The organism is Streptomyces sp. NPDC085866, from assembly GCF_044541035.1.
Taxonomy (GTDB): domain Bacteria; phylum Actinomycetota; class Actinomycetes; order Streptomycetales; family Streptomycetaceae; genus Streptomyces.
The window spans coordinates 90391-109734 of record NZ_JBITSQ010000004.1; the positions used below are offsets into that span (position 1 = coordinate 90391).

Below are 19344 nucleotides of genomic sequence, written 5' to 3' on the forward strand. Positions count from 1 at the left end.
ATAGGCGTCAGGACTGGCCTCGGCGAGCACCCGGCAGATATCGGCGGCTTCCTCGGCCGGCGCCAACGCCTCCTGACGCCGCCCCACCTCCGACAACCGGACAGCGAGGTTATTCAACGCAACCGCCAGATTAGGAAGATAGGCGTCAGGACTGGCCTCGGCGAGCACCCGGCAGATATCGGCGGCTTCCTCGGCCGGCGCCAACGCCTCCTGACGCCGCCCCACCTCCGACAACCCGACAGCGAGGTTATTCAACGCACCCGCCAGATTAGGAAGATAGGCGTCAGGACTGGCCTCGGCGAGCACCCGGTAGATATCGGCGGCTTCCTCGGCCGGCGCCAAAGCCTCCTGACGCCGCCCCGCCTCCGACAGCCGGACAGCGAGGGTGCTCAACGCCATAGCCAAGTCGGGGAGGTGGACGTCGGAGTTGGCCTCCACGAGTGGCCGTAGCGCGGTGATGCCCGCGCCGCCCGCAGCAAGGGCGTGATACGGCAGATGCCGTCGCAGGTAAGGGTTGGCCTGTTCCGGGCTGGCACCGTTCACGGTCTGGTCAAGGCTGAGAGTGACGAGGGCGCGCACAATCGCGAGGGCGGCCGCGTCGGCGCGCCCGGCGCTTGTCGTGCCACGCAGGTAAGTGATGAGTTCACGGTGGTAGAGGCGGTAGACGGCCTGGTGCCCGTCGCTGTCCTCGACGATGTAGCGACCGTAGTGCTGGAGGAGCCAGTCGATGTCCTCGGGCCCATACGCAGTGTCGCGGTTGCCGACGGCCTGCGCTGCCGTCTGCCAGACACCGTGAGCGGGCATGCCGTTGCCGGCGGCCCAGGCGAGGGCGGTGAGCAGGTCGGTGGCGGCGTGGGGAAGCTCATGGCCGTCGCGGACCCTGGTGTGGGCGGTGGCGAGGTCACGGGCGAGTGCGTCGGTGATGCCGGCGGGGACCTGATCCCGCCAGGGCCGGTCGGGATCGTCGGCGAGGGTACGAGCGAGGTGGGAGGCGACGATACGGGCGAAGAGGAACCCGCCGCCGGCGGTGCCGGCCCGTTCGGCCAGGACGGGCGCGATGTCGTCGGCCGTCCGCTCCGCGATGCCGTCGGCCCGGAGACGGTGACGCACGTAGTCGGTGATGTCGGCGGTGGTGTCGTGGTCCTTGTCGAGGTCGAGGACGCGGACGGCGGCACCGACGGTGCGAGTGAGGGCGGCTTCCAGGGTCTCGCCCGGTTCCTGGTGGGGTTGGAAGGGCCGGTCACGGGAGGCGAGCAGGACGGCGCACAGGCGGCTGAGCGGGACAAGGAGTTGCTCGGCGATCGAGGCGGCCTGACCCGGGGATGCCTCGTCGAGGCCGTCGAGGACCAGAACGGGGCATCGCCCGGGAGTGGTGTCCGCGCGTTCGAGCTGGGCGATCAGGTCGGCGGGGGTCTTCGGCTCGGGCAGACCCAGCCGGTAGGCCAGGGCGTGGGCGAGATCCTGCACACCCATGCCACGCAGGTGAACTGCCGCGTCCACGCTGCGCTCGCCGGGATCCGGATCGTCCTCCGTGAGAGGGGCATGCGCCATCAGGGCGGCGCGCTCGGTCGGGTCCGAGAGAGCCGCAACGCGTCCCGCGACAGCGGACTTCCCGACCCCAGCGCTCCCCGTCAGCAGAAACATCCCCGCCGTCCCGGTGCCGAGCCAGTCGGTGATCTCCCGCAGTGCGCGTCGACGGCCGGTGAAGAACCAGCCCTCCTCGGTCGGATCGATGCCCTTGGCGGCGAGCACGAGATGTTCGACGAGAGCCTCGCGCTCGACGGACTCGGGGCGCCACAGGGGGTTGCGGAAGATCGAAGCCGGACGGCCGACGGAGGCCCGTACAGGAAGCTGACCGCTGTCGGGCCAGTCCTCCAGGACAGCGAGCGCGAGTGTCTCCCCGGTGATGCCTTCGTTGCGCACGCTCCACTCGTGGCGGTAGCGACCCCGCCGCTCCTGGCCATGGCTGTCGGAGGCCGCAAAGTGGTGGGCCCTGGACCGGGGGGTGCCGGTGGAACGGTACGGACCGTCCTTCAGCAGCCGTAGCACTGTTTCCAGGAGCAGCCCCCGGGCCCCGGCAGCCTTCTCATGGGCCTGGCAGGCGGCGAGCACACCGATCCAGGCGGTGCGGGGTTCGGGCAGGCTGCGGTCCTCCCAGGCGCTGAGCGCGTGGTCGAGGGCGGGGAGGGCGCCGGCGCCGGAGTGGCAGGTGTCGAGGAGGATCAGAATCTGGTCGGCGCGGCTCGTCAGAGCCTGGCTGGCGAGGTTCTCCGGGGAGTAGAACCTGTCCCGGTTGCCGAGGCCCTTGCGGGTGGCGTGGGTGACGAGCTGAAGGTCCCGTTTGTTGTCGATCTCGGCGTGCCCGGACCAGGCGACGACGGCCGGGCCGTTGCCGCCGTGTTCGGACCAGGTGTCGGACCACTGGTCGAGCGCGTCGATCAGGCCGCCCTGTCCGGGGTTCTTCACGATGGTCCCGCGGTAGCCGAACCGGCCCATTTCCGCGGCAAGCTCGTTGACCTGGTCGACCGCGCCGGGAAGCGGGCGGAAGGCCGGATCCTGATAGGCATCAAAAACGACCGCCAGGAACGAGCCCTCCACGTCCGCATCGTGCTGGGCCGGATCCTGCGTGTCGGTACCGAAAAGGTGCTCCGGGGCCGCGGTCCGGTCGCTCATACGTCGCCTTCGAGGATCAGGGTCAGTGCGGTCACCGCGGTGCCCGCGTCGTCGAGTGAAGCGTGCAGGGAGACCGCGTACGCGCCCGGACCGAGGCCGCCGAAGGCACCCTCGTACCGGCCGCCGTCGAGGTTGCGCAGGGTGCGGGTCTCGACGTCCCTGCCGTCTTCGGCGGTGACGGTGGCCCGGACGGCGAGCGCGTCCGCTCCCTCCCGGGTGGTGGCGGCCGTGGCCTCCACGCGCAGGGGCTCACCGGAGGTCAGGTATTCGGGGACACGGACGCTGAGCGGGTAGGCGGGCAGCGATCCCCGGTAGACGGCCGGGGCGGGGGCGAGCCAGTCGTACAGGTCTTCGCGGACCCCGGCGTGGCCTTTGATCGCACCGTGGTTGGCGAAAGAGGAGCGGACGGTCGCGTTGTCGTCGAGGGCGAGTTCGGCGGGGTAGGCGGCGAATCGCGGCACCCTTCCGTCGCCGCCCTCGTCCTTGCCCTCGATGGTCTCGATCAGCCGCAGCCTGCCGTCTTCCACGGCGGCCGTGGTGGGGGTGGGCTGGCGGACACCGACCACCGGCAGGCAGAGCCGGTCCGAGCCGCCCCGCCGTACGCGGTCGAGGGCGGCGGTCCGGATCTCCTCGTGCAAGCAGCACGCGTCCGTGAGCAGATTCCGGTCGACCCCTTCGAGTGCGGTGGTCAGCTCCCGGGGGTAGCGCAGGCCCTCGGGGCTCTCGATGCAGGCGTAGGCCGGTGTGAGCTGATGGAGGGAGGGCAGGCTGCGGCTGAAGGCGGTCAGGTCCGCGGCCAGCGGGCCCAGGCCGATCCGGTGCCCGTTGACCAGGGACTCCAGCGCCCCGATCGAACCGCGGTGCGGGGTGCCCAGGGTGATGAGCTGTCGGGTGACCTCCGCGCCGCCCAGGCACTCCACCCAGTAGCGGCCCACCAGCCCGCCCATGGAGTGGCAGATGAGGCGCACCCTCGCCTCCGCGCGATGCGGGGCGGTGGCCCGCCAGCGGCCGAGCGCCTCGTCGACCCGGGCGGCCAGCCTGCGCGCGTTGTAGCGGCAGGACAGGCGCCAGTCGTAGGCGAACTCGACCAGGCTCACGGGTGCGTCCGGCCGGTCGCCGGGCAGCGCGCGGCGCAGGGTGAAGGTGCGTTCCAGCCAGCCGAGCAGGTCGCCGTAGCCGTCGACGAGCGACCGTACGCCGGGAATCGCGTGCACGGAAGGGGCGAGCCCGGTGGGGACGACCCCGTCGCCGGGGTGCCCGTCGCCGATGTCAGTCGGGAGCCGAAGGGCCTTGACGGAGCCGAGGAACGTGGTGATTCCCCGCCGGAGCGCTCCCGGAGAGGGGCCCCACACCTCCTTGCCGTCCACCGACAGACGGCTGCCCGTGATCCCCGGGACAACGACCACTAAGTCCTCGACCGTCTCACGCCGCACTGCTCCCCCTGAAAGGTTCCCCCGCTCGTCACACGGTCCGCCCTGGCCTGCGGCCTGTGCCCGGGGCAACGGCCGCGCCCCCGGCATCTGACTACCAGACCGGTGAGCCCGACGTCCGGCCGATCACACAAATCGCCCCAGGGCGCAGGCGTTCGAAGGTCGCTTGTGCTGCCGCGCCTGCGCCGGCGCCGGATGCCTGGATGGCTGGTGTCCGTGAGGCTGTTCCTCGGTCCGGGGCCCGAGCGATCAGTATGAAAGCCGTCCCTGACAATCGTGCCCTGAGCTGCCCGTACCCGAGGAGCCCCCGTGTACCACTCCCCCACCGCAGAGGCCGACGTCGCCGAGGAGTTGGCGGTCGTCCGGCCCGGCCTGCTGCCTCGGTACAGGGCCGAGCTGCCGGGTGCCCGTGCGGCGGTGCTGACGCGGCTGTGGCGGGGGCTCGCTCATGAGCCGCTGCCGTGGGTCACCGGGCGGGTCCGCGGAGCGAACGGTCTGGCTCTGCGGCTGGCCGACGGGCGGAGCCTGCACGGCCCGCACGCGGACCCGTACGCGACCGGCGGGTATGTCAGCGCCGTCCGGCTGGACCGGGAGCGGTACGACGATCCGGCGCGCCTGATGAGCGACCTCGCGGTGCCGCACGCGGCGGGGTTCGCGGTGGAGCTCGGGCACAGTGTGGCCTCGTTGGCGCTGTCCCGGGCCGGTGCGGATCAGCCGAAGGAGTGGGCCGAACGGGACTGGGAGTGGGAGCAGCGGGTGGTGGACGGGCATCCGTTCCACCCCAACTGCCGTTCCCGGCCGGGTTTCTCGGTGGTGGACCAGCTGGCGTACGGTCCGGAGCACCGGCCGGTGGTCGGTCTCGGCACGGTCGCCGTGCCGGCCGCCGAGTGCCTGGTGTCCGGGGACTGGCCGGAGGAACTGCGGGACGGGGAGAACCTGCTGCTGCCGGTGCACCCCTGGCAGGCGGCCCATGTGCTCAAGCGGTCGTACGACCCCTGGCGTCCCGCGCACCCGCTGATGTCGCTGCGCACGCTCGCCCTGCCCGGCGGCCCGCACGTGAAGACCGCGCTGAGCGCCCGGCTGACCTCCTCGGTGCGGGACATCTCCACGTACTCCGTCGGGGCGTCCGCTGCCCTGTCGGCCTTCGCTACGGACCTGGCCGCGCGCACGGACGGGCTGCTGCACATGACCCGCACCCTGGGCGCGGCGACGGCCCACTCGCCCGATCTGGCGGCGCTGCTGCGGGAGTCGCCGCAGGTGTACGCGGGCCCGGGCGAGCGGGTGCTGCCGGTGGCGGCGCTGCCCACCACCGCCCTTCCGGACTCACCGGCCTGGCTGACCGAGTTCGCCCGCCTGGCCCTCACGGTCGGTCTGCGGCTGCTGGACCTCGGGGTGGCGCTGGAGGCCCACGGGCAGAATCTGCTGGTGGTCCTCGCCGCGGACAACTCGCCGCTCCGTCTCGTCTACCGCGACCTCGCCGACATCCGTATCAGCCCGGCCCGTCTGGCCGTTCACGGCATCGCCGCACCGCCGCTGACGGGCCGGCTGATCACGGACGACGTGACGACCCTGCGCCGCAAGCTGTTCGGCTCGCTGGTGGCGGGCGCGCTCGCCGGCACGGCAGGCTCGGGACCCGCCCTGGGCGCGGCCCTGGCGGACGCCCTGCCGGACCTGCCCCACACCCCCGACCTGGCGGTCCTGCGCGAAGGCCCGTTGCCCACGAAGGCGTTGACGCTGATGCGGCTGTCCCCGGACACCCCGGGCGACCAGTGGACCTCGCTGCCGAACCCGCTCGTTTTGGAGCCCGGCGCCTCTGATCAATAAGATCCGCCGATGATCAGAAGACAACGGCTGGCGGCGGGCGTCTGCGCTCTGCTCGCCGCCCTGACGGCCGGGCTCGCGGTCCCGTCCACGGCTGTGGCCGACGAGACGGAACAGGCCGCTCCGAAGGTCGAACTCGTACTGGACGTCAGCGGTTCCATGCGGGCGCGGGACATCGACGGCGGCTCCCGGATGTCCGCCGCGAAGCAGGCGTTCAACGAGGTGCTCGACGCGACGCCGAAGGAGGTCCAGCTCGGCATCCGCACGCTGGGCGCCAACTACCGCGGCAACGACCGCATAACGGGCTGCAAGGACACCGAGCAGCTCTACCCGGTCGGCCCGCTGAACCGGACCGAGGCGAAGACCGCGGTGGCCACGCTGGCGCCGACCGGGTGGACGCCGATCGGCCCCGCGCTGCAGAAGGCGGCCGCCGATCTCGACGGCGGTGACGGCACCCGCCGTATCGTCCTGATCAGCGACGGCGAGGACACCTGCCAGCCGCTCGACCCGTGCGAGGTGGCCCGCGAGATCGCCGCCAAGGGCATCGGGCTGACCATCGACACCCTCGGCCTGGTGCCGGACGCCAAGACCCGCGACCAGCTCAGCTGCATCGCGGACGCGACCGGCGGCACCTACACCGACGTGCGGCACAAGGAAGAACTCAGCGACCGCGTCGGGCAGTTGGTCGACCGGGCCGCCGATCCGGTGGTGACGCCGGTGGCGACCGAGGGCGCGAACGAGTGCGCGAAGGCGCCGTCGCTCAAGTCCGGGCTGTACACCGACCGTGCGGAGTTCGGTCAGCAGCGCTGGTACAAGGTGGATGTCAACCCCGGCCAGGAGCTGCGCGCCTCGGTGAGCGTGGCGGACGACCGGGCCGTCAACCCGAACTACGGCGTGCTGCTGCGGGCGGTGACCGTGCACGACCGGGAGATCGTGCGCGGTGAGGCCGCGGGCACCGGCCGTACGGACGTGATCTCGACCGGTCTGCGCTATCCGAAGCCGGAGAGCGACGACGACACCGCCACCGCCGAGACCGTGTGCCTCCAGGTCACCAACTCCTTCTCGGCCGCCGCGGGCGTCAAGACCTCCCCGGGTCTGCCGCTGGAGCTGACCGTCGACGTCGTGGACGGTCCGAGCAAGGCGGGCGACGTGGCCTCCTTCGGCCTCGGGCGCGGCTGGTGGCTGCTCGGCGCATTGGTACTGGCCGGCTTCCTCGCCGGTCTGCTGTGGGGCTGGCTGTCGCGCTGGCGGGTCGCGGTCTGGAGGACGAACTGATGCGTATCACGCGAGTACTGGGCGCCGCGCTGCTGGCGCTCGGACTGGCCGCCGGGCCGGCGGCCGCCGACTCCTCCCCGTCGCCGAGCGCCACGGACGACGGCAAGGCGCCCACCCAGGCGGGTACGTCGTTCCGTACGGCGACCGAGATCGAGCAGGGGCAGCAGGCCACCGCGTCCGCTTCCACCGGCGACTACCTGTACTGGTCGTTCCCCGCGGACGCCGGGCAGCGCCCGACCGTCAAGGCGACCGTGAAGCTGCCCGAGACGCACGGGGCGCAGACCTGGCAGATCGACGTGTACGACGGTCTGCGGCGCCGCCAGTCCTGCCAGTACGGTGCGGCGACCCGTGCCGCCGCGCAGGGGACGTCCTCGGTCGAGCTGGCCTGTGTGCTGCGCACGGTGCGCGCCTGGTCGGAGGCGTGGGCCAACGACCCGCTGCCGGGCACGTACTACGCCCGGCTGACCGTGGTGAACCTCGGGGCCTCCGACCTGGGTCAGCCGGTGAGCGCCGAGGTGCGCGTCGACTCCAAGGACATCGGCGGCGCGGCGGCTGTGGACGGCTCGCTGGCCGAGCCGCTCGTGCCGGGCGTGGCCGTCAAGTCCCAGGCGAAGGAGGACGACTCGAAGGCAGCCGTGCTGTCGAGCCTCGAGCCCGACGACGGCTGGTCCTCCGGCTGGTGGTCCGACCGCTGGGTGTGGACCGCGGTGGGCGGGCTGCTCGCCGCGCTCGCGGGCATCGGCGGATACGCGCTCACGCGCGGCTCGGGGCGGCCGTCCCGGGTGCCGCCGAGCGTCTGAGCCGAAGTGACTGAAGGCCCGCCTGTCGGCGGGCCTTCTCCATTCCCGACCGCCCGGCCGAATCGGTCGGTCGAAGAGTCCTGGTCCGGGACGGCGGCACGGCGTACGCGCGTCCGCCGCGCGGGCCGCCCTCGCACGGCGCCCCGGCGGAGCATGGCGGACACCGGAGCATGGCGGACTGCCAGAGCATGGCGGACACCGGAGCATGGCGGACTGCCGGAACACGGCGCCCAGCCCAAACATGGCGGACAGCCGGAGCACGGCAGACTGCCGGAGCACGGCGGGCTGCCAGAGCACGGCGGGCTGCCAGAGCACGGCGGGCTGCCGGCTCCGCCGACCAGTGTGCTCGGCCCGTGCCGGCATCCCCGTTTCACGCCTCCCGCAGCGCCTTGGCGAGCGTGCCCTCACCGGTCACCGTGACCCGCCCGGCCCGGACGGCCTCCGGCAGCCTCAACTCCCCGCCGGCGACGGCCGCGCAGGTCACGGCGTCCATCTGAAGCCGCGCGTCCGCCTCGCGGGGCGCGGGCCCGTCGCCGTACACCGGCCCCTCCTCGGCACCGACGCACAGGTGGAAGTCCCCTTCCTCCAGCCGGACTTCGACGAGCCCCTCTTCCCCTTCAAGGGCCCGCAGCAGGGGCAGCGCGAACCAGTGCGCGCGCACGGCGTCCGTCGGCCGCCGCTCCCCCAGCTCGGCCTGCCCCCACTCCCCCAGGGACTGGATCACGGGCAGCAACTCACGCCCTCTCGGGGTGAGTTCGTACACGTACGCCGCACCCGGCGGAGGCAGTCGCCGTCGGCCGGTGAGCCCGTCGCGTTCCATGTCCTTCAGCCGTGAGGCGAGTACGTCCGTGCTCACGCCGGGCAGGTCCGCGTGCAGGTCCGTGTAGCGGCGGGGGCCGGCGAGCAGTTCCCGGACGATCAGCAGGGTCCAGCGGTCGCCGACGAGGTCGAGCGCGCGGGCTGCGGAGCAGTACTGGTCGTAGCTTCGGCGAGGAGACATGCGGCGAGTCTAGACGGGTTGTTGGACTTTCCAAGCTCCTACTTGGTAAAACCAAGCAACACGAGTTTCCGGAGGGGCGCATGGAGTTCCGGCAGTCGAACAAGCTCAGCGAGGTCTGTTACGAGATCCGCGGCCCGGTGATAGAGCACGCCAACGCACTGGAGGAGGCGGGCCACAGCGTGCTGCGCCTGAACACGGGCAACCCCGCGGCGTTCGGGTTCGAGGCGCCGGAGGAGATCCTCCAGGACATGATCCGGATGCTGCCGCAGGCGCACGGCTACACGGACTCGCGCGGCATCCTTTCGGCCCGCCGGGCGGTCGCCCAGCGCTACCAGACCCTGGGCCTGGAGGTCGGCGTAGACGACGTGTTCCTCGGCAACGGCGTCTCGGAGCTGGTGTCCATGGCCGTACAGGCGCTGGTCGAGGACGGCGACGAGATCCTCATCCCCGCGCCGGACTTCCCGCTCTGGACGGCGGTGACGACCCTGGCCGGCGGCAAGGCGGTCCACTACCTGTGCGACGAGCAGGCCGACTGGAACCCTGACCTGGCCGACATGGCGTCGAAGATCACCGACCGCACCAAGGCCGTGGTCATCATCAACCCGAACAACCCGACGGGCGCGGTCTACCCGAAGGAGGTCGTGGAGGGCATCCTCGACCTGGCCCGCCGGCACGGTCTGATGGTCTTCGCCGACGAGATCTACGACCAGATCCTCTACGACGACGCCGTCCACCACTCGGCCGCGGCCCTCGCTCCCGACCTGGTCGTCCTCACCTTCTGCGGTCTGTCGAAGACGTACCGGGTGGCGGGCTTCCGCTCCGGCTGGCTGGTGGTGACGGGCCCGAGGCAGCACGCGAAGGACTACCTGGAGGGCCTGACCATGCTGGCCTCCATGCGTCTGTGCGCCAACGCGCCCGCCCAGTACGCCATCCAGGCCGCACTCGGCGGCCGCCAGTCCATCCACGAACTGGCCGCCCCCGGCGGCCGGTTGTACGAGCAGCGGAACGTGGCCTGGGAGAAGCTCAACGAGATCCCGGGCGTGTCCTGCGTGAAGCCGAAGGGTGCGCTGTACGCCTTCCCGCGCCTGGACCCGAAGGTCCACAAGATCCACGACGACGAGAAGTTCGTCCTGGACCTGCTGCTGCGGGAGAAGATCCAGGTGGTCCAGGGCACCGGCTTCAACTGGCCGAGCCCCGATCACTTCCGCATCCTGACCCTCCCCCACGCGGAGGACCTGGAGGCGGCGATCGGACGGATCGGACGGTTCCTGAGCGGCTACCGACAGTGACGATACGGGCTCCCGTGCCGGGCGCACACTGGAAGAAGAAGGTACGGGGCATGATCCAACCCTGGAGGTGAGCCATGAGCACCCTGGAAGAACACGTCGATGTCGGGGTGACGATCGACAGGGCCTGGGACAGCCTCCACCAGGTGGAGGACTACTCACGCTTCGTGGCCGGCGTGCGCGACGCCCGTACGGAGGGAGGAGGCCGTACGCATCTGAACGTCGAGGCGGGCGGCGGGACCCGGGAGCTCGACGCCGAGCTCTTGGACCGTACGGGGGAACGCGTGATGGAGTGGCGCACCACGGGCTCCCCGGAGCTGAGAGGTTCCTTCTCCCTGCAGCCGATCGACCGGGGCCACACCCGGGTCCAGGCGCGGCTGGAGTACGACCCCGACACCGTCCGGGCCACGTTCGGCGGCCCGAAGGGCTTCGCCCAGGCGACCGCGATCGAACGGCTCGTCCGCAGCGATCTGGAGCAGTTCAAGGAGTACGCGGAACAGAGACGGTGAGCGGAGGCAGTTCCGGGCCGCTGCCCCCTGTCGGTGATCACCTGCGGTGGTCACCGACAGGGGGCTTTGCGCTGATCGGCGCTTCGCACTGCCGGAGGGCCTCGCACTGACGTATGCGAAGATCACCTGGTTCCCGTCGTCATCCGGCGGCGGCACGACCGGGGGGATCCACCGGAGTTCGCGGCGAAGCCGTCCGCGTGCGTGCGCCTGACCAGCGTCGCAGCGGCGACCACTCGTCCCCCTGGACCGGCTTTCGTGAACCAGGGGGAACCTACTTGTTCTCGTACCGAAGAGGCAGGACGGTCGTCAGCGTCCTGTCCGCGGCGATACTCGCACTCGCGGCTCCGGCTGCCGCACAGGCCGCATCGCCTTCACCGCCTCCGACCCAGCCTTCACCGCCTCCGACCCAGCCGTCTCCGGCCCCGCCCGTGAAAGCGGACACAGGAAAAGAAGCCCAGGAAGCCGCCCGGTTCTGGACCGCGCGGCGCATGGCGGGCGCCCGGCCGCTGGACGGGGTCCGGTCGGCGCCGTCCGCGTCCGGCAAGCCGGGTGCGGCGGCGGCAGCCCGGCCCACGGGCACCCCGTTCGGCGGGACCCGGCTCGTGGGAACGTTCTTCGGCTCCGACGGGCCGAGCGGCACCGCCTGGCACTGCACCGGCAGCGTCATCGCCACCGCGTCGAAGAACATCGTGCTCACCGCGGCCCACTGCGGGCTGAGCATGAAGAGCGACTACATCTTCGTCCCGAAGTTCGTCAAGGGAGCCGGCCCCGACCAGCAGCCCTACGGCATCTTCCACATCCAGCACATCTACATCGACCCGCGCTACGTCCCCGACCCCGGCTCGACGACCACCAAGAAGCCCTGGTCCGACCTGGACACCGCGTTCGCCCGCGTCTCGGCGAACCAGCAGGGCAAGCAGCTCCAGGACGCCGTGGGCGGCGGGCTGACCTTCACCCGGTCGTCCGGCTACACGCACCAGGGCGTCACGGTGGTCGGGTACCCGTCGCACGCGCACAACGGCGCCGGACGCGCCCTCAAGTGCACCGTGCCGACGAAACAACTCCCCGGGTACCGGCAGATGTCCATGACCTGCGGCGGCTACTACGGCGGTGTGTCCGGCAGCCCGTGGATCACCGACTACAAGGACGACGCCACCAGCGGTCACGTCATCGGCAACCTCGGTGGCTACAACGGCGGCGGCAACGACGCGAACGTCGACTACATCAGCTACGCCCCGGCGTTCGGTGCCGACGCCGCCAACCTCCTCGCCTACGCCGTCGCGGGGCAGGATCCGCCGTCCGACCTGCCCCCGTACAAGGGGATCGAGGCCAAGCTCCCGGGCGGAGCGCGCCAGTGGCAGCACGCCAGGCTGACGGCCTCCGGTGACTACACGGGCGATCACCGCAGTGACCTGGTCGTGGTCTGGTCGGACGGCGAGACCACGCTGTATCCCGGAGACGGCAAGGGCAGGTTCCGGTCCGAGAAGCGGCTGCAACCGGCCAACTCCACCTGGACGCACGCCCGGACGATCACCGGCGGGGACTTCGCGGGCAGCGATCTGTCCGACCTGCTGGTGCGCTGGTCCGACGGGGAGGTCACCCTCTACCCGGACGTCAGCGCCTCGGGCCTGGCCCGGGAGGTCCGGATGGCGAAGCCCGGCTCGGTCTGGAAGAACGCCGCCCAGATCTCGGCCGGGCGGTTCCACCGTGGCACCCGCGCAGACGACCTGCTGGTCCGCTGGACCGACGGCGAACTGACCCTCTACACCTCGGTCGGCGCCCGCAGCTTCGGCACCGAGAAGCGTCTGCTGGCGCCGAACGGCACCTGGAAGAACGCCACTCTGCTCACCAGCGGGAACTTCAGCGGCAAGGCCACCTGGGACCTCCTCGTACGCTGGACGGACGGCGAACTCGACACCTATGCGGGCACCTCGGCCGCGGGCCTTGGCACCGAGTCGCGCCTGCGCGGCCCGAACGCCCTGTGGAAGCACGATCTGGTCATGACGGCGGGCGACTACACCGCCAACCGCACCAGTGACGACGTGATCGTCCGCTGGTCCGACGGCGAGACGACCCTGTACACCGACACCGGCGCCAAGACTCTCGGCACCGAGAACACGCTGGTCTACCCCGGCACATGACCGCCCACCCACCCAAAGGTTCAAGGGGAACCATGCGAGCCACCACTCGTCTGACCGGCGGCCTGGCCGTCCTCATGGCCGGACTGGCCCTGACGGCCTGCGGCACGACCACCGAGGCGGACGACAACACAAAGTTGAGCAACTGCCGGACCGCGTCCCTGAAGTGGTCGCTGGTCCTGCTCGGCAAGGAGAAGGGCGGCAGCCGGGGCGCCGCGCGGCTGACCGCCGTCAACAAGGGCCCGGACGCCTGTGTGTTCAACGGCTACCCGGGCATCGAGATCCACTACGGGAAGGCGGAGAGCATCGACGGCGCCGGGCACGGGCACCCTGCCTCGTTCCCGCTGGCCTCGAAGGCGACGGTCACCGTCGACGTGCACTACACGCCGCGCGGCACGAAGGGTGCCGGCGACTGGTGCGTGCGGCAGGGCGATGCGGTGGTCTGGGCCCCGCGCGACTCCGACCGCACCGTCGTCCCGGTCCTGGACCGGCACCGGAAGTCCACCGTGATCGACGCCTGCGGCGAGACCATGTCCATGGCGCCACCGCACCACGCGCCGGCGGGGAACTGAGCGCGGCGTCCCGTCTGGCCCAGTCCGTCCTGCGGGTCGCCGTGGGGGTGTGACACGGTGCTGGCAAGCGAACGGGAAGGGCGCTGACGTGGGTGACCTCTTTCTCGTCCGGCACGGTGAGACCGAGTGGTCGCGGTCCGGACGGCACACCGGCTGGACCGACGTACCGCTCACCGAGCACGGGCGGGAGGAGGCGCGCCGGCTGGTGCCGCTGATCCGCTCGCAGCGCATCGGCGCCGCCTTCGTCAGCCCCCTGCAGCGGGCCCGGGAGACCGCCGAACTGATCGGCATCCACGACGCCCGGGTCGATGCCGACCTGCACGAATGGGACTACGGCGGGTACGAGGGCATCACCACCGTGGAGATCCAGCGCACCACGCCCGACTGGTTCCTGTTCACGGACGGCGTCACGCCGGGCCCGCCCGAGCACCCCGGGGAGAGTCCGGAGCAGGTCGGGGAGCGCGCCGACCGGATGCTGGGCAAGGTGGACGCCGCGCTCGCCGACACCGACGGGGCCGTCGTCCTGGTCGCCCACGGCCACTTCCTGCGCGTCCTCACCGCCCGCCGCCTCGGCCTGCGCCCCCAGCACGGGGCCCTCTTCCAACTGGCGACCGGCGCACTGTGCCGCATCGGTACGGAGCACGGGCGTCCGGTGGTGGCGGGCTGGAACGTGCAGCCGCACGACTGATCCATCCGACGGACCAAGGCCGGCCCGGCCCGTCGTCGGCCCCGGTCGTACGCACCGATCCACCCGCCGCGCCTGGGCCCGCCCGTCATCACCCGCGGCCCAACGCACACCGGACCACCCCGCAGACCTCGACAACCCCAGCCCGCCGTCGATCCCGGTCATACGCACCGATCCACCCGGCACCCCTGGGCCCGCCCGTCAACACCAGCGGCCCAACGCACACCGGACCACCCCGCAGACCTCGACAACCCCAGCCCGTTGTCAGACCCCGGTCGTACGCTTCGAACGGGCCGCTCATCCGGCGGTTCCAGGACGCCGACGCACCGGAGGGAGGACGCCGTGACCCGACCGCCGACCGCTGCGCAGCGGCGGGTGATCGAGGGTGCAGACGCGGTCACCGGGCGGCTGCGCGGGACGCAGGCGCAGCTGGCGGCGCTGGTCAAGCGGGGGCTCGCCTTCCGGCACCCGCGTCCGCCGCACGATCACTTCCTCACCCCCGCGGGCCACCGCATACGCGAGGCGGTGCCCGAGGCCGCCCCCGAGGAGCCAATACCGTCCGCCGGTGTCTTCGCGGCGCGCGTCGGCGGTGAGGAGGAGGCGCCCGCGTCCGGTGCGGCCCGGCTGCGGGAGGTGCACAGCGCCTGGCAGGGGCTGCTGGAGCTGCGCCGGATGACCGGCCCGGGCGGTGCGACGGACCGTCCCTGCGGCTGGGAGCGGACGCATCTGGTGCGGGCCGCCGCGCTCGCCCTGGAGGCGGCCGGGCACCGGCCGGCGGGGCCGGACGGCGAGGGCTACCGGGTGCGCGCGACCCCGCAGCCGGAGGCGGTCGCCGTGTACGCACCGGACGAGGAGATGCTGCGGGCGTGTGCGGTCACGCTGGAGCGGGCGGGCTGGCAGACCGGCGAGTACACCGAGCCACGTACGCGGGTGCGTTATCTGCTGGCCTCCCCGCGGCGGGTGTGAGCGGCGTGCCAAGATCGGTCGACCGGAGAATCGAACGCGAGAGGGACAAGCCAGTGGCCGAACCGTATTCCGTCCGTGTGACCGTCCGCGGCTACGAGACCGATGTGCAGGGGCACCTCAACCAGGCGGTGTACATCAACTACGCGGAGCACGCCCGCTGGTCACTGCTCCAGGCCGCCGGGATCACCCAGGCAGGGCTCGTCGGCCGGGGCGTCGGCCCGGTGGCCCTGGAGACGACGATCCGCTACAAACGCGAGCTGCTCGCCGGTGACGAGGTCGACGTGACCTGCGAGTTCGAGTGGAGCGGCGGCAAGACCTTCCGGATCCGGCAGGAGGTCCGCAAGACCGACGGCACGGTGGCGGCCGAGATCGTCGCGGTGGGCGGCCTGCTGAACCTCAGGGAGCGCAGGCTGATCGCCGATCCCGACGCGGTGTTCAAGGAGCTGGCCGCGGACCTGAGCCTCTTCGGTCTCTAGCCGCTTCGATCTCTAGCCGCCCCGGGCCTACGCGTCGAGCAACTCCGGCTGGTGCTTGGCGTCGTAGGCGGCCCGCGCCTCGGCGATGTACACCCTGTTGTGCTCGGCCCAGTCGGTGAGCCGCTGCAGCGTCTCGTGCAACTCATGGGCGACCGGGGTGAGTTCGTACTCCACCTTCGGCGGCACCGTCGGATGCACGGTGCGGGTCACCAGGCCGTCGCGCTCCAGGTTGCGCAGGGTGAGCGTGAGCATGCGGCGGCTGATGCCCTCGATACCGCGCTCCAACTCCGTGAACCGGATGGGCCCCTGGGCGGCGGCGACGAGGATCTGCACGCTCCACTTGCCGGCCACCCTGTCAAGAACTTCGCGGACGGGGCACGCCTGCGCGTTCACTGCCTGGACGGTAACACCGGTGTTCCTCTGGGACATCGGACTGCCTCCTTACGCCGGCCTCCATGGTCACCCACGATGTACCCCGTTACAAGTCGTGCACCAAGGCGCGCATGAGGAACGGGGAGCCATGTCAGCCGCGATCGAGAACAGCCCGTCACCGGCAACGGTGGCACCTTCACGAACGTACTCCCGCTGGACGTCCCTCGCAGTTCTGTGCGCGGGCACGCTGATGACGATCCTGGACGGCAACATCGTCACCGTGGCGATGCCCGCCATCCAGAACGACCTGGGTTTCAGCGGTCCGGGCCTCGCCTGGGTCGTCAACGCGTACCTGATCGCCTTCGGCGGGCTGCTTCTGCTGGTGGGCCGAATGGGTGACCTGGTGGGCCGCAAGCGGATGTTCACCTCGGGGCTCGCCGTGTTCACCGCGGCCTCGGTGCTGTGCGGGACGGCGACCGGGCAGGGCGTGCTGATCGCGGCCCGGGCGCTGCAGGGCGTCGGCGGGGCGATGGCCTCGGCCGTGGTCCTCGGCATGCTGGTCGCCCTCTTCCCCGAGCCGCGGGAACAGGCCCGTGCCATCGCGGTGTTCAGCGCGGTCGGGGCGGCGGGCGGGGCGCTCGGCACCTTCCTCGGCGGCGCCCTCACCCAGGCCCTGAACTGGCACTGGATCTTCCTGATCAACCTGCCGATCGGCGCGGTCGCCTGGCTGACGGCGGTGCGCGTCCTCACCCCCGAGCGCGGCGTCGGACTCGGGAAGGGTGCCGACTATCCGGGGGCCGGGCTGGTCACGGGTGCGCTGATGCTCACGGTGTACGTCATCGTCGGCGCCGGAACCCGCTCCGTGACCACCACCCTGCTCCTGGCGGCCCTGACGCTCGCCCTTTTCACGGCGTTCACCGTGCGCCAGGCCCGGGCGGCCCGCCCGCTCCTGCGCCTGCGCCTGTTCCGATCCCGTCTGCTGACCGGCGCGAACGCGGTCCAGGTGCTGATGATCGGCACGATGTACGGCTTCCAGTTCATCGGCGCGCTGTATCTGCAACGCGTCCTCGGCTACGGCGAGTTGGCGACCGGGACCGCCTTCCTTCCGGCCCCGGTCGCCATCGGTCTGCTGATGCTGGGGCTGTCGGCACGAACCGTGGCCCGCTTCGGCGGCCACCGGGTGCTACTCGCCGGGCTGGTGCTGATCACCGCCGGGACGGCCCTGCTGGGCCGCGCCCCCGCCGACGGCTCGTATCCCGTCGACGTACTGCCGCCGCTGCTGTTGCTGTCCGCCGGGTTCGCGGCGGCCATGCCCGCGCTGACCGGGCTGGCGATGTCCGGGGCGCGGGACGAGGACGCGGGACTGGCGTCCGGGCTGTTCAACACCACCCAGGTGGTCGGCGGTTCGCTGGGTCTGGCGGCCCTGACCACGCTGGCCGCGAACCGCACCGACACACTGCTCCACCAGGGCGCGGAGCTGATCCCGGCCACGGCGGAGGGCTACCGGCTGGCGTTCCGCGTGGCGACGGGCTTCGCGGTGGCGGCGCTGGCACTGGCGGCCGTGGTGCTACGCCCGAGCGCCGACTCCCCGGTCACTCCCGGCTGAACGCCTCCTTGTGGTCCTGCGCCCACTCCCGGTACGCCCTGGCCGGCCTGCCCAGCATCTGCGGCACGTCCTCGGTGACGACCGCATTGCCCCCGCCGCGGACGAAGGCGGTGCCGGTCAGGACGCCGTCCGCCTGCGCCTCGTCGAAACCCCAGGCGGTGAGCAGATGTTCGCGTGTCTGCTCCGGCGAGAGGTCCCGGGTGGCGACCGGGCGACCGAGGACGGAGGCGAGCACGGCTGCCTGGCCGGGAACGCTGATCGCCTCGGGCCCGGTCAGCGTGTACGTCCGCCCCGCGTGCCGGTCGTCGACCAGCGCCCGCACCGCAGCCTCGGCCACGTCACGTGGGTCGATCACACCCGACTCCCCGTCGCCGGTCATGTTCGGTACCGGTTCGCCCCGCCGGACCGCCTGCACCCAGCTGAGCGTGTTGGACGCGAACGACGAGGGCCGCAGGACCGTCCACTCGGTCCCGCTCTCCCGCACCGCCCGCTCTCCCGCCACGTGCCACAGACCGGCCGGGCCGACCTCGGGATCGCCGGTTCCGATGGCGGAGAGTTTCACCAACCTGCGCACCCCCGCCGCCCGCGCCGCCGTAACCAGTGCCAGGTCGTGTCCCTCCTCCGGGCCCGGGGGGCGCAGCAGGAACGCGGCCGTCACTCCCGCCGTCGCACCGCCCAGGGATCCGGGGTCGAGGTAGTCCCCGCGCACCACCTCGACCCCGGCGGGCACCCGGGCCTTCGCCGGGTCGCGGGTCAGGGCACGCACCTTCTCGCCGCGCGCCGCGAGCTGTCGTACCACGTCACTTCCGATGGTGCCCGTGGCACCCGTCACCAGAATCATGAGGTCCACGGTGGGGTGACCGGGGTGCCCGTCTCTTGGAAATTCCGGCACGGTCGGTCCGCCCGCGAGGCGGTGCGGCGCCCGTACGGTGGAGGGGTGCCGAACGCCACCGCCGAGCAGGCCCTTACCACACCCGAGGCGCTGCGCCCCTGGATCACGGGGGTGCGGACCGTGTCCGTCACCGACGCGCCCGCCGAGGCCTTCGTCCACCTCCCCGACGCGGTCACCAAGGTGGTGCTCCGCGTGGGTCCGGACGGACACCGCGACGTCCTGGCCGTCGGACCGCGGGTGCGCGCCGGATACTACGAGGGCAAGACCCATGTCTCCTGTGTGGAGCTGCGCCTCGCGCCCGGCACGGCCCGTCCGCTGCTGGGTGTCCCGGCGGCCGAGCTGGCCGGCCGGGTCGTACCGCTGGACAGGCTGCCGGGTCGGGCGGCACGCAGGCTCGCGCGCGAGGTGCGGTGGCTGGATCCGCGGGAGGCGGTGCCGCATCTCGCCGAGGCCCTGCCCGAGCTGCTGTCCGCCGGAACGGACCCCGCCCGGACGGCCCTCCTGCGGGCGGGGGTCGACGCGCTGTCGGTCCGGACGGACCGGGCACCCGCGCAGGTCCGTGACGTGGCCCGCGAACTGGCCGTCAGCGAGCGCCAGTTGCGCAACCTGTTCACCGAAGGGGTCGGTGTCTCCCCCAAGCACTACGCCCGCATCAACCGCGTCCGTACGGTCATCGACCGCGCCACGACCGCCCCCTGGTCCGAACTCGCCGCCAGCACCGGCTACTACGACCAGTCCCACATGACATCCGACTTCCGCGCCCTGATGGGCGTCCCACCCCGCTCGTACTTCACCGGCCGCCTGCCCGCGACGTCCCCGTGCCGGGCGGGGCAGCACGGCTGA

General features: G+C 71.9%; 17 protein-coding genes. 12 read left to right on the plus strand and 5 right to left on the minus strand.

The features are described from left to right. Together ACIF83_RS10530 and ACIF83_RS10535 are read right to left on the minus strand one after the other, a co-directional pair. Positions 1 to 2673: tetratricopeptide repeat protein (locus ACIF83_RS10530; protein ID WP_399725443.1), on the minus strand; the 2673-nt coding region annotated here is incomplete at its 3' end. After that, complete coding sequence (locus ACIF83_RS10535; RefSeq protein ID WP_399725446.1) at positions 2670 to 4106, minus strand: esterase/lipase family protein; 1437 nt, start codon at positions 4104 to 4106, stop codon at positions 2670 to 2672. The genes ACIF83_RS10530 and ACIF83_RS10535, both read right to left, overlap by 4 nt. Before the next feature lie 306 nt (positions 4107 to 4412). On the opposite strand from ACIF83_RS10535, the gene ACIF83_RS10540 reads away from it, so the two are divergent. Genes ACIF83_RS10540 through ACIF83_RS10550 form a run of 3 tightly spaced genes read left to right on the plus strand, consistent with a single transcriptional unit; the run spans position 4413 to position 7999 of the window. Continuing rightward, on the plus strand, positions 4413 to 5927 hold the full coding sequence (locus ACIF83_RS10540) for an IucA/IucC family protein (RefSeq protein WP_399725449.1): 1515 nt from the start codon (positions 4413 to 4415) through the stop codon (positions 5925 to 5927). Between the two features lie 9 nt (positions 5928 to 5936). Continuing rightward, entirely contained in the window at positions 5937 to 7199 is a 1263-nt protein-coding gene (locus tag ACIF83_RS10545) for a VWA domain-containing protein (protein ID WP_393472871.1), read from the plus strand. After that, the gene (locus ACIF83_RS10550; RefSeq protein ID WP_399725452.1) at positions 7199 to 7999 is read left to right on the plus strand and encodes a hypothetical protein; all 801 of its coding nucleotides are present in this window, start codon (positions 7199 to 7201) and stop codon (positions 7997 to 7999) included. The genes ACIF83_RS10545 and ACIF83_RS10550 overlap by 1 nt, the downstream gene beginning before the upstream one ends. A gap of 370 nt (positions 8000 to 8369) precedes the next feature. Here ACIF83_RS10550 and ACIF83_RS10555 read toward each other — a convergent pair whose 3' ends face one another. Next, positions 8370 to 8999 carry a winged helix-turn-helix transcriptional regulator gene (locus tag ACIF83_RS10555; RefSeq protein WP_393472876.1) on the minus strand — a complete coding sequence of 210 codons (630 nt, stop codon included), beginning with the start codon at positions 8997 to 8999 and terminating at the stop codon, positions 8370 to 8372. Between the two features lie 80 nt (positions 9000 to 9079). Here ACIF83_RS10555 and ACIF83_RS10560 point away from each other — a divergent pair, with 80 nt between their 5' ends. From ACIF83_RS10560 to ACIF83_RS10590, 7 genes are all read left to right on the plus strand, one after another. Beyond that, on the plus strand, positions 9080 to 10288 hold the full coding sequence (locus ACIF83_RS10560) for a pyridoxal phosphate-dependent aminotransferase (RefSeq protein WP_393472878.1): 1209 nt from the start codon (positions 9080 to 9082) through the stop codon (positions 10286 to 10288). 74 nt (positions 10289 to 10362) lie between these two features. Continuing rightward, a complete protein-coding gene (locus tag ACIF83_RS10565; protein WP_393472881.1) occupies positions 10363 to 10794 on the plus strand; it encodes an SRPBCC family protein in 432 nt (143 codons plus the stop codon). Between the two features lie 428 nt (positions 10795 to 11222). Further along, positions 11223 to 12935 carry a trypsin-like serine peptidase gene (locus ACIF83_RS10570; protein ID WP_393472884.1) on the plus strand — a complete coding sequence of 571 codons (1713 nt, stop codon included), beginning with the start codon at positions 11223 to 11225 and terminating at the stop codon, positions 12933 to 12935. A gap of 32 nt (positions 12936 to 12967) precedes the next feature. Continuing rightward, positions 12968 to 13504, plus strand: a complete 537-nt coding sequence (locus ACIF83_RS10575; RefSeq protein WP_393472887.1) for a DUF4232 domain-containing protein — start codon at positions 12968 to 12970, stop codon at positions 13502 to 13504. 88 nt (positions 13505 to 13592) lie between these two features. Next, positions 13593 to 14192 carry a histidine phosphatase family protein gene (locus ACIF83_RS10580; protein WP_393472889.1) on the plus strand — a complete coding sequence of 200 codons (600 nt, stop codon included), beginning with the start codon at positions 13593 to 13595 and terminating at the stop codon, positions 14190 to 14192. Between the two features lie 339 nt (positions 14193 to 14531). Continuing rightward, a complete protein-coding gene (locus ACIF83_RS10585; RefSeq protein ID WP_399725459.1) occupies positions 14532 to 15155 on the plus strand; it encodes a hypothetical protein in 624 nt (207 codons plus the stop codon). A gap of 53 nt (positions 15156 to 15208) precedes the next feature. Then, the gene (locus ACIF83_RS10590; RefSeq protein ID WP_393472895.1) at positions 15209 to 15631 is read left to right on the plus strand and encodes an acyl-CoA thioesterase; all 423 of its coding nucleotides are present in this window, start codon (positions 15209 to 15211) and stop codon (positions 15629 to 15631) included. Between the two features lie 27 nt (positions 15632 to 15658). On the opposite strand, the gene ACIF83_RS10595 is transcribed toward ACIF83_RS10590, so the two are convergent. Next, positions 15659 to 16060, minus strand: coding sequence for a winged helix-turn-helix transcriptional regulator (locus ACIF83_RS10595; protein WP_399725461.1), 402 nt, complete (start codon positions 16058 to 16060; stop codon positions 15659 to 15661). Positions 16061 to 16151: 91 nt separating this feature from the next. Between ACIF83_RS10595 and ACIF83_RS10600 the strand changes: the two genes are divergently transcribed. Beyond that, complete coding sequence (locus tag ACIF83_RS10600; protein ID WP_399725464.1) at positions 16152 to 17609, plus strand: MFS transporter; 1458 nt, start codon at positions 16152 to 16154, stop codon at positions 17607 to 17609. Here the strand turns inward: ACIF83_RS10600 and ACIF83_RS10605 are convergent. Continuing rightward, entirely contained in the window at positions 17596 to 18450 is an 855-nt protein-coding gene (locus tag ACIF83_RS10605) for an SDR family oxidoreductase (RefSeq protein ID WP_398138302.1), read from the minus strand. The genes ACIF83_RS10600 and ACIF83_RS10605 overlap by 14 nt on opposite strands. A gap of 96 nt (positions 18451 to 18546) precedes the next feature. On the opposite strand from ACIF83_RS10605, the gene ACIF83_RS10610 reads away from it, so the two are divergent. Continuing rightward, positions 18547 to 19344 carry a helix-turn-helix domain-containing protein gene (locus ACIF83_RS10610; RefSeq protein WP_393472907.1) on the plus strand — a complete coding sequence of 266 codons (798 nt, stop codon included), beginning with the start codon at positions 18547 to 18549 and terminating at the stop codon, positions 19342 to 19344.

Coding starts and splice junctions, on each gene's coding strand:
- ACIF83_RS10545 (WP_393472871.1), top strand. CDS start 5,937: ATGATCAGAAGACAACGGCTGGCGGCGGGCGTCTGCGCTCTGCTCGCC.
- ACIF83_RS10550 (WP_399725452.1), top strand. CDS start 7,199: ATGCGTATCACGCGAGTACTGGGCGCCGCGCTGCTGGCGCTCGGACTG.
- ACIF83_RS10555 (WP_393472876.1), bottom strand. CDS start 8,999: ATGTCTCCTCGCCGAAGCTACGACCAGTACTGCTCCGCAGCCCGCGCG.
- ACIF83_RS10560 (WP_393472878.1), top strand. CDS start 9,080: ATGGAGTTCCGGCAGTCGAACAAGCTCAGCGAGGTCTGTTACGAGATC.
- ACIF83_RS10565 (WP_393472881.1), top strand. CDS start 10,363: ATGAGCACCCTGGAAGAACACGTCGATGTCGGGGTGACGATCGACAGG.
- ACIF83_RS10575 (WP_393472887.1), top strand. CDS start 12,968: ATGCGAGCCACCACTCGTCTGACCGGCGGCCTGGCCGTCCTCATGGCC.
- ACIF83_RS10595 (WP_399725461.1), bottom strand. CDS start 16,060: ATGTCCCAGAGGAACACCGGTGTTACCGTCCAGGCAGTGAACGCGCAG.
- ACIF83_RS10600 (WP_399725464.1), top strand. CDS start 16,152: ATGTCAGCCGCGATCGAGAACAGCCCGTCACCGGCAACGGTGGCACCT.
- ACIF83_RS10605 (WP_398138302.1), bottom strand. CDS start 18,450: ATGATTCTGGTGACGGGTGCCACGGGCACCATCGGAAGTGACGTGGTA.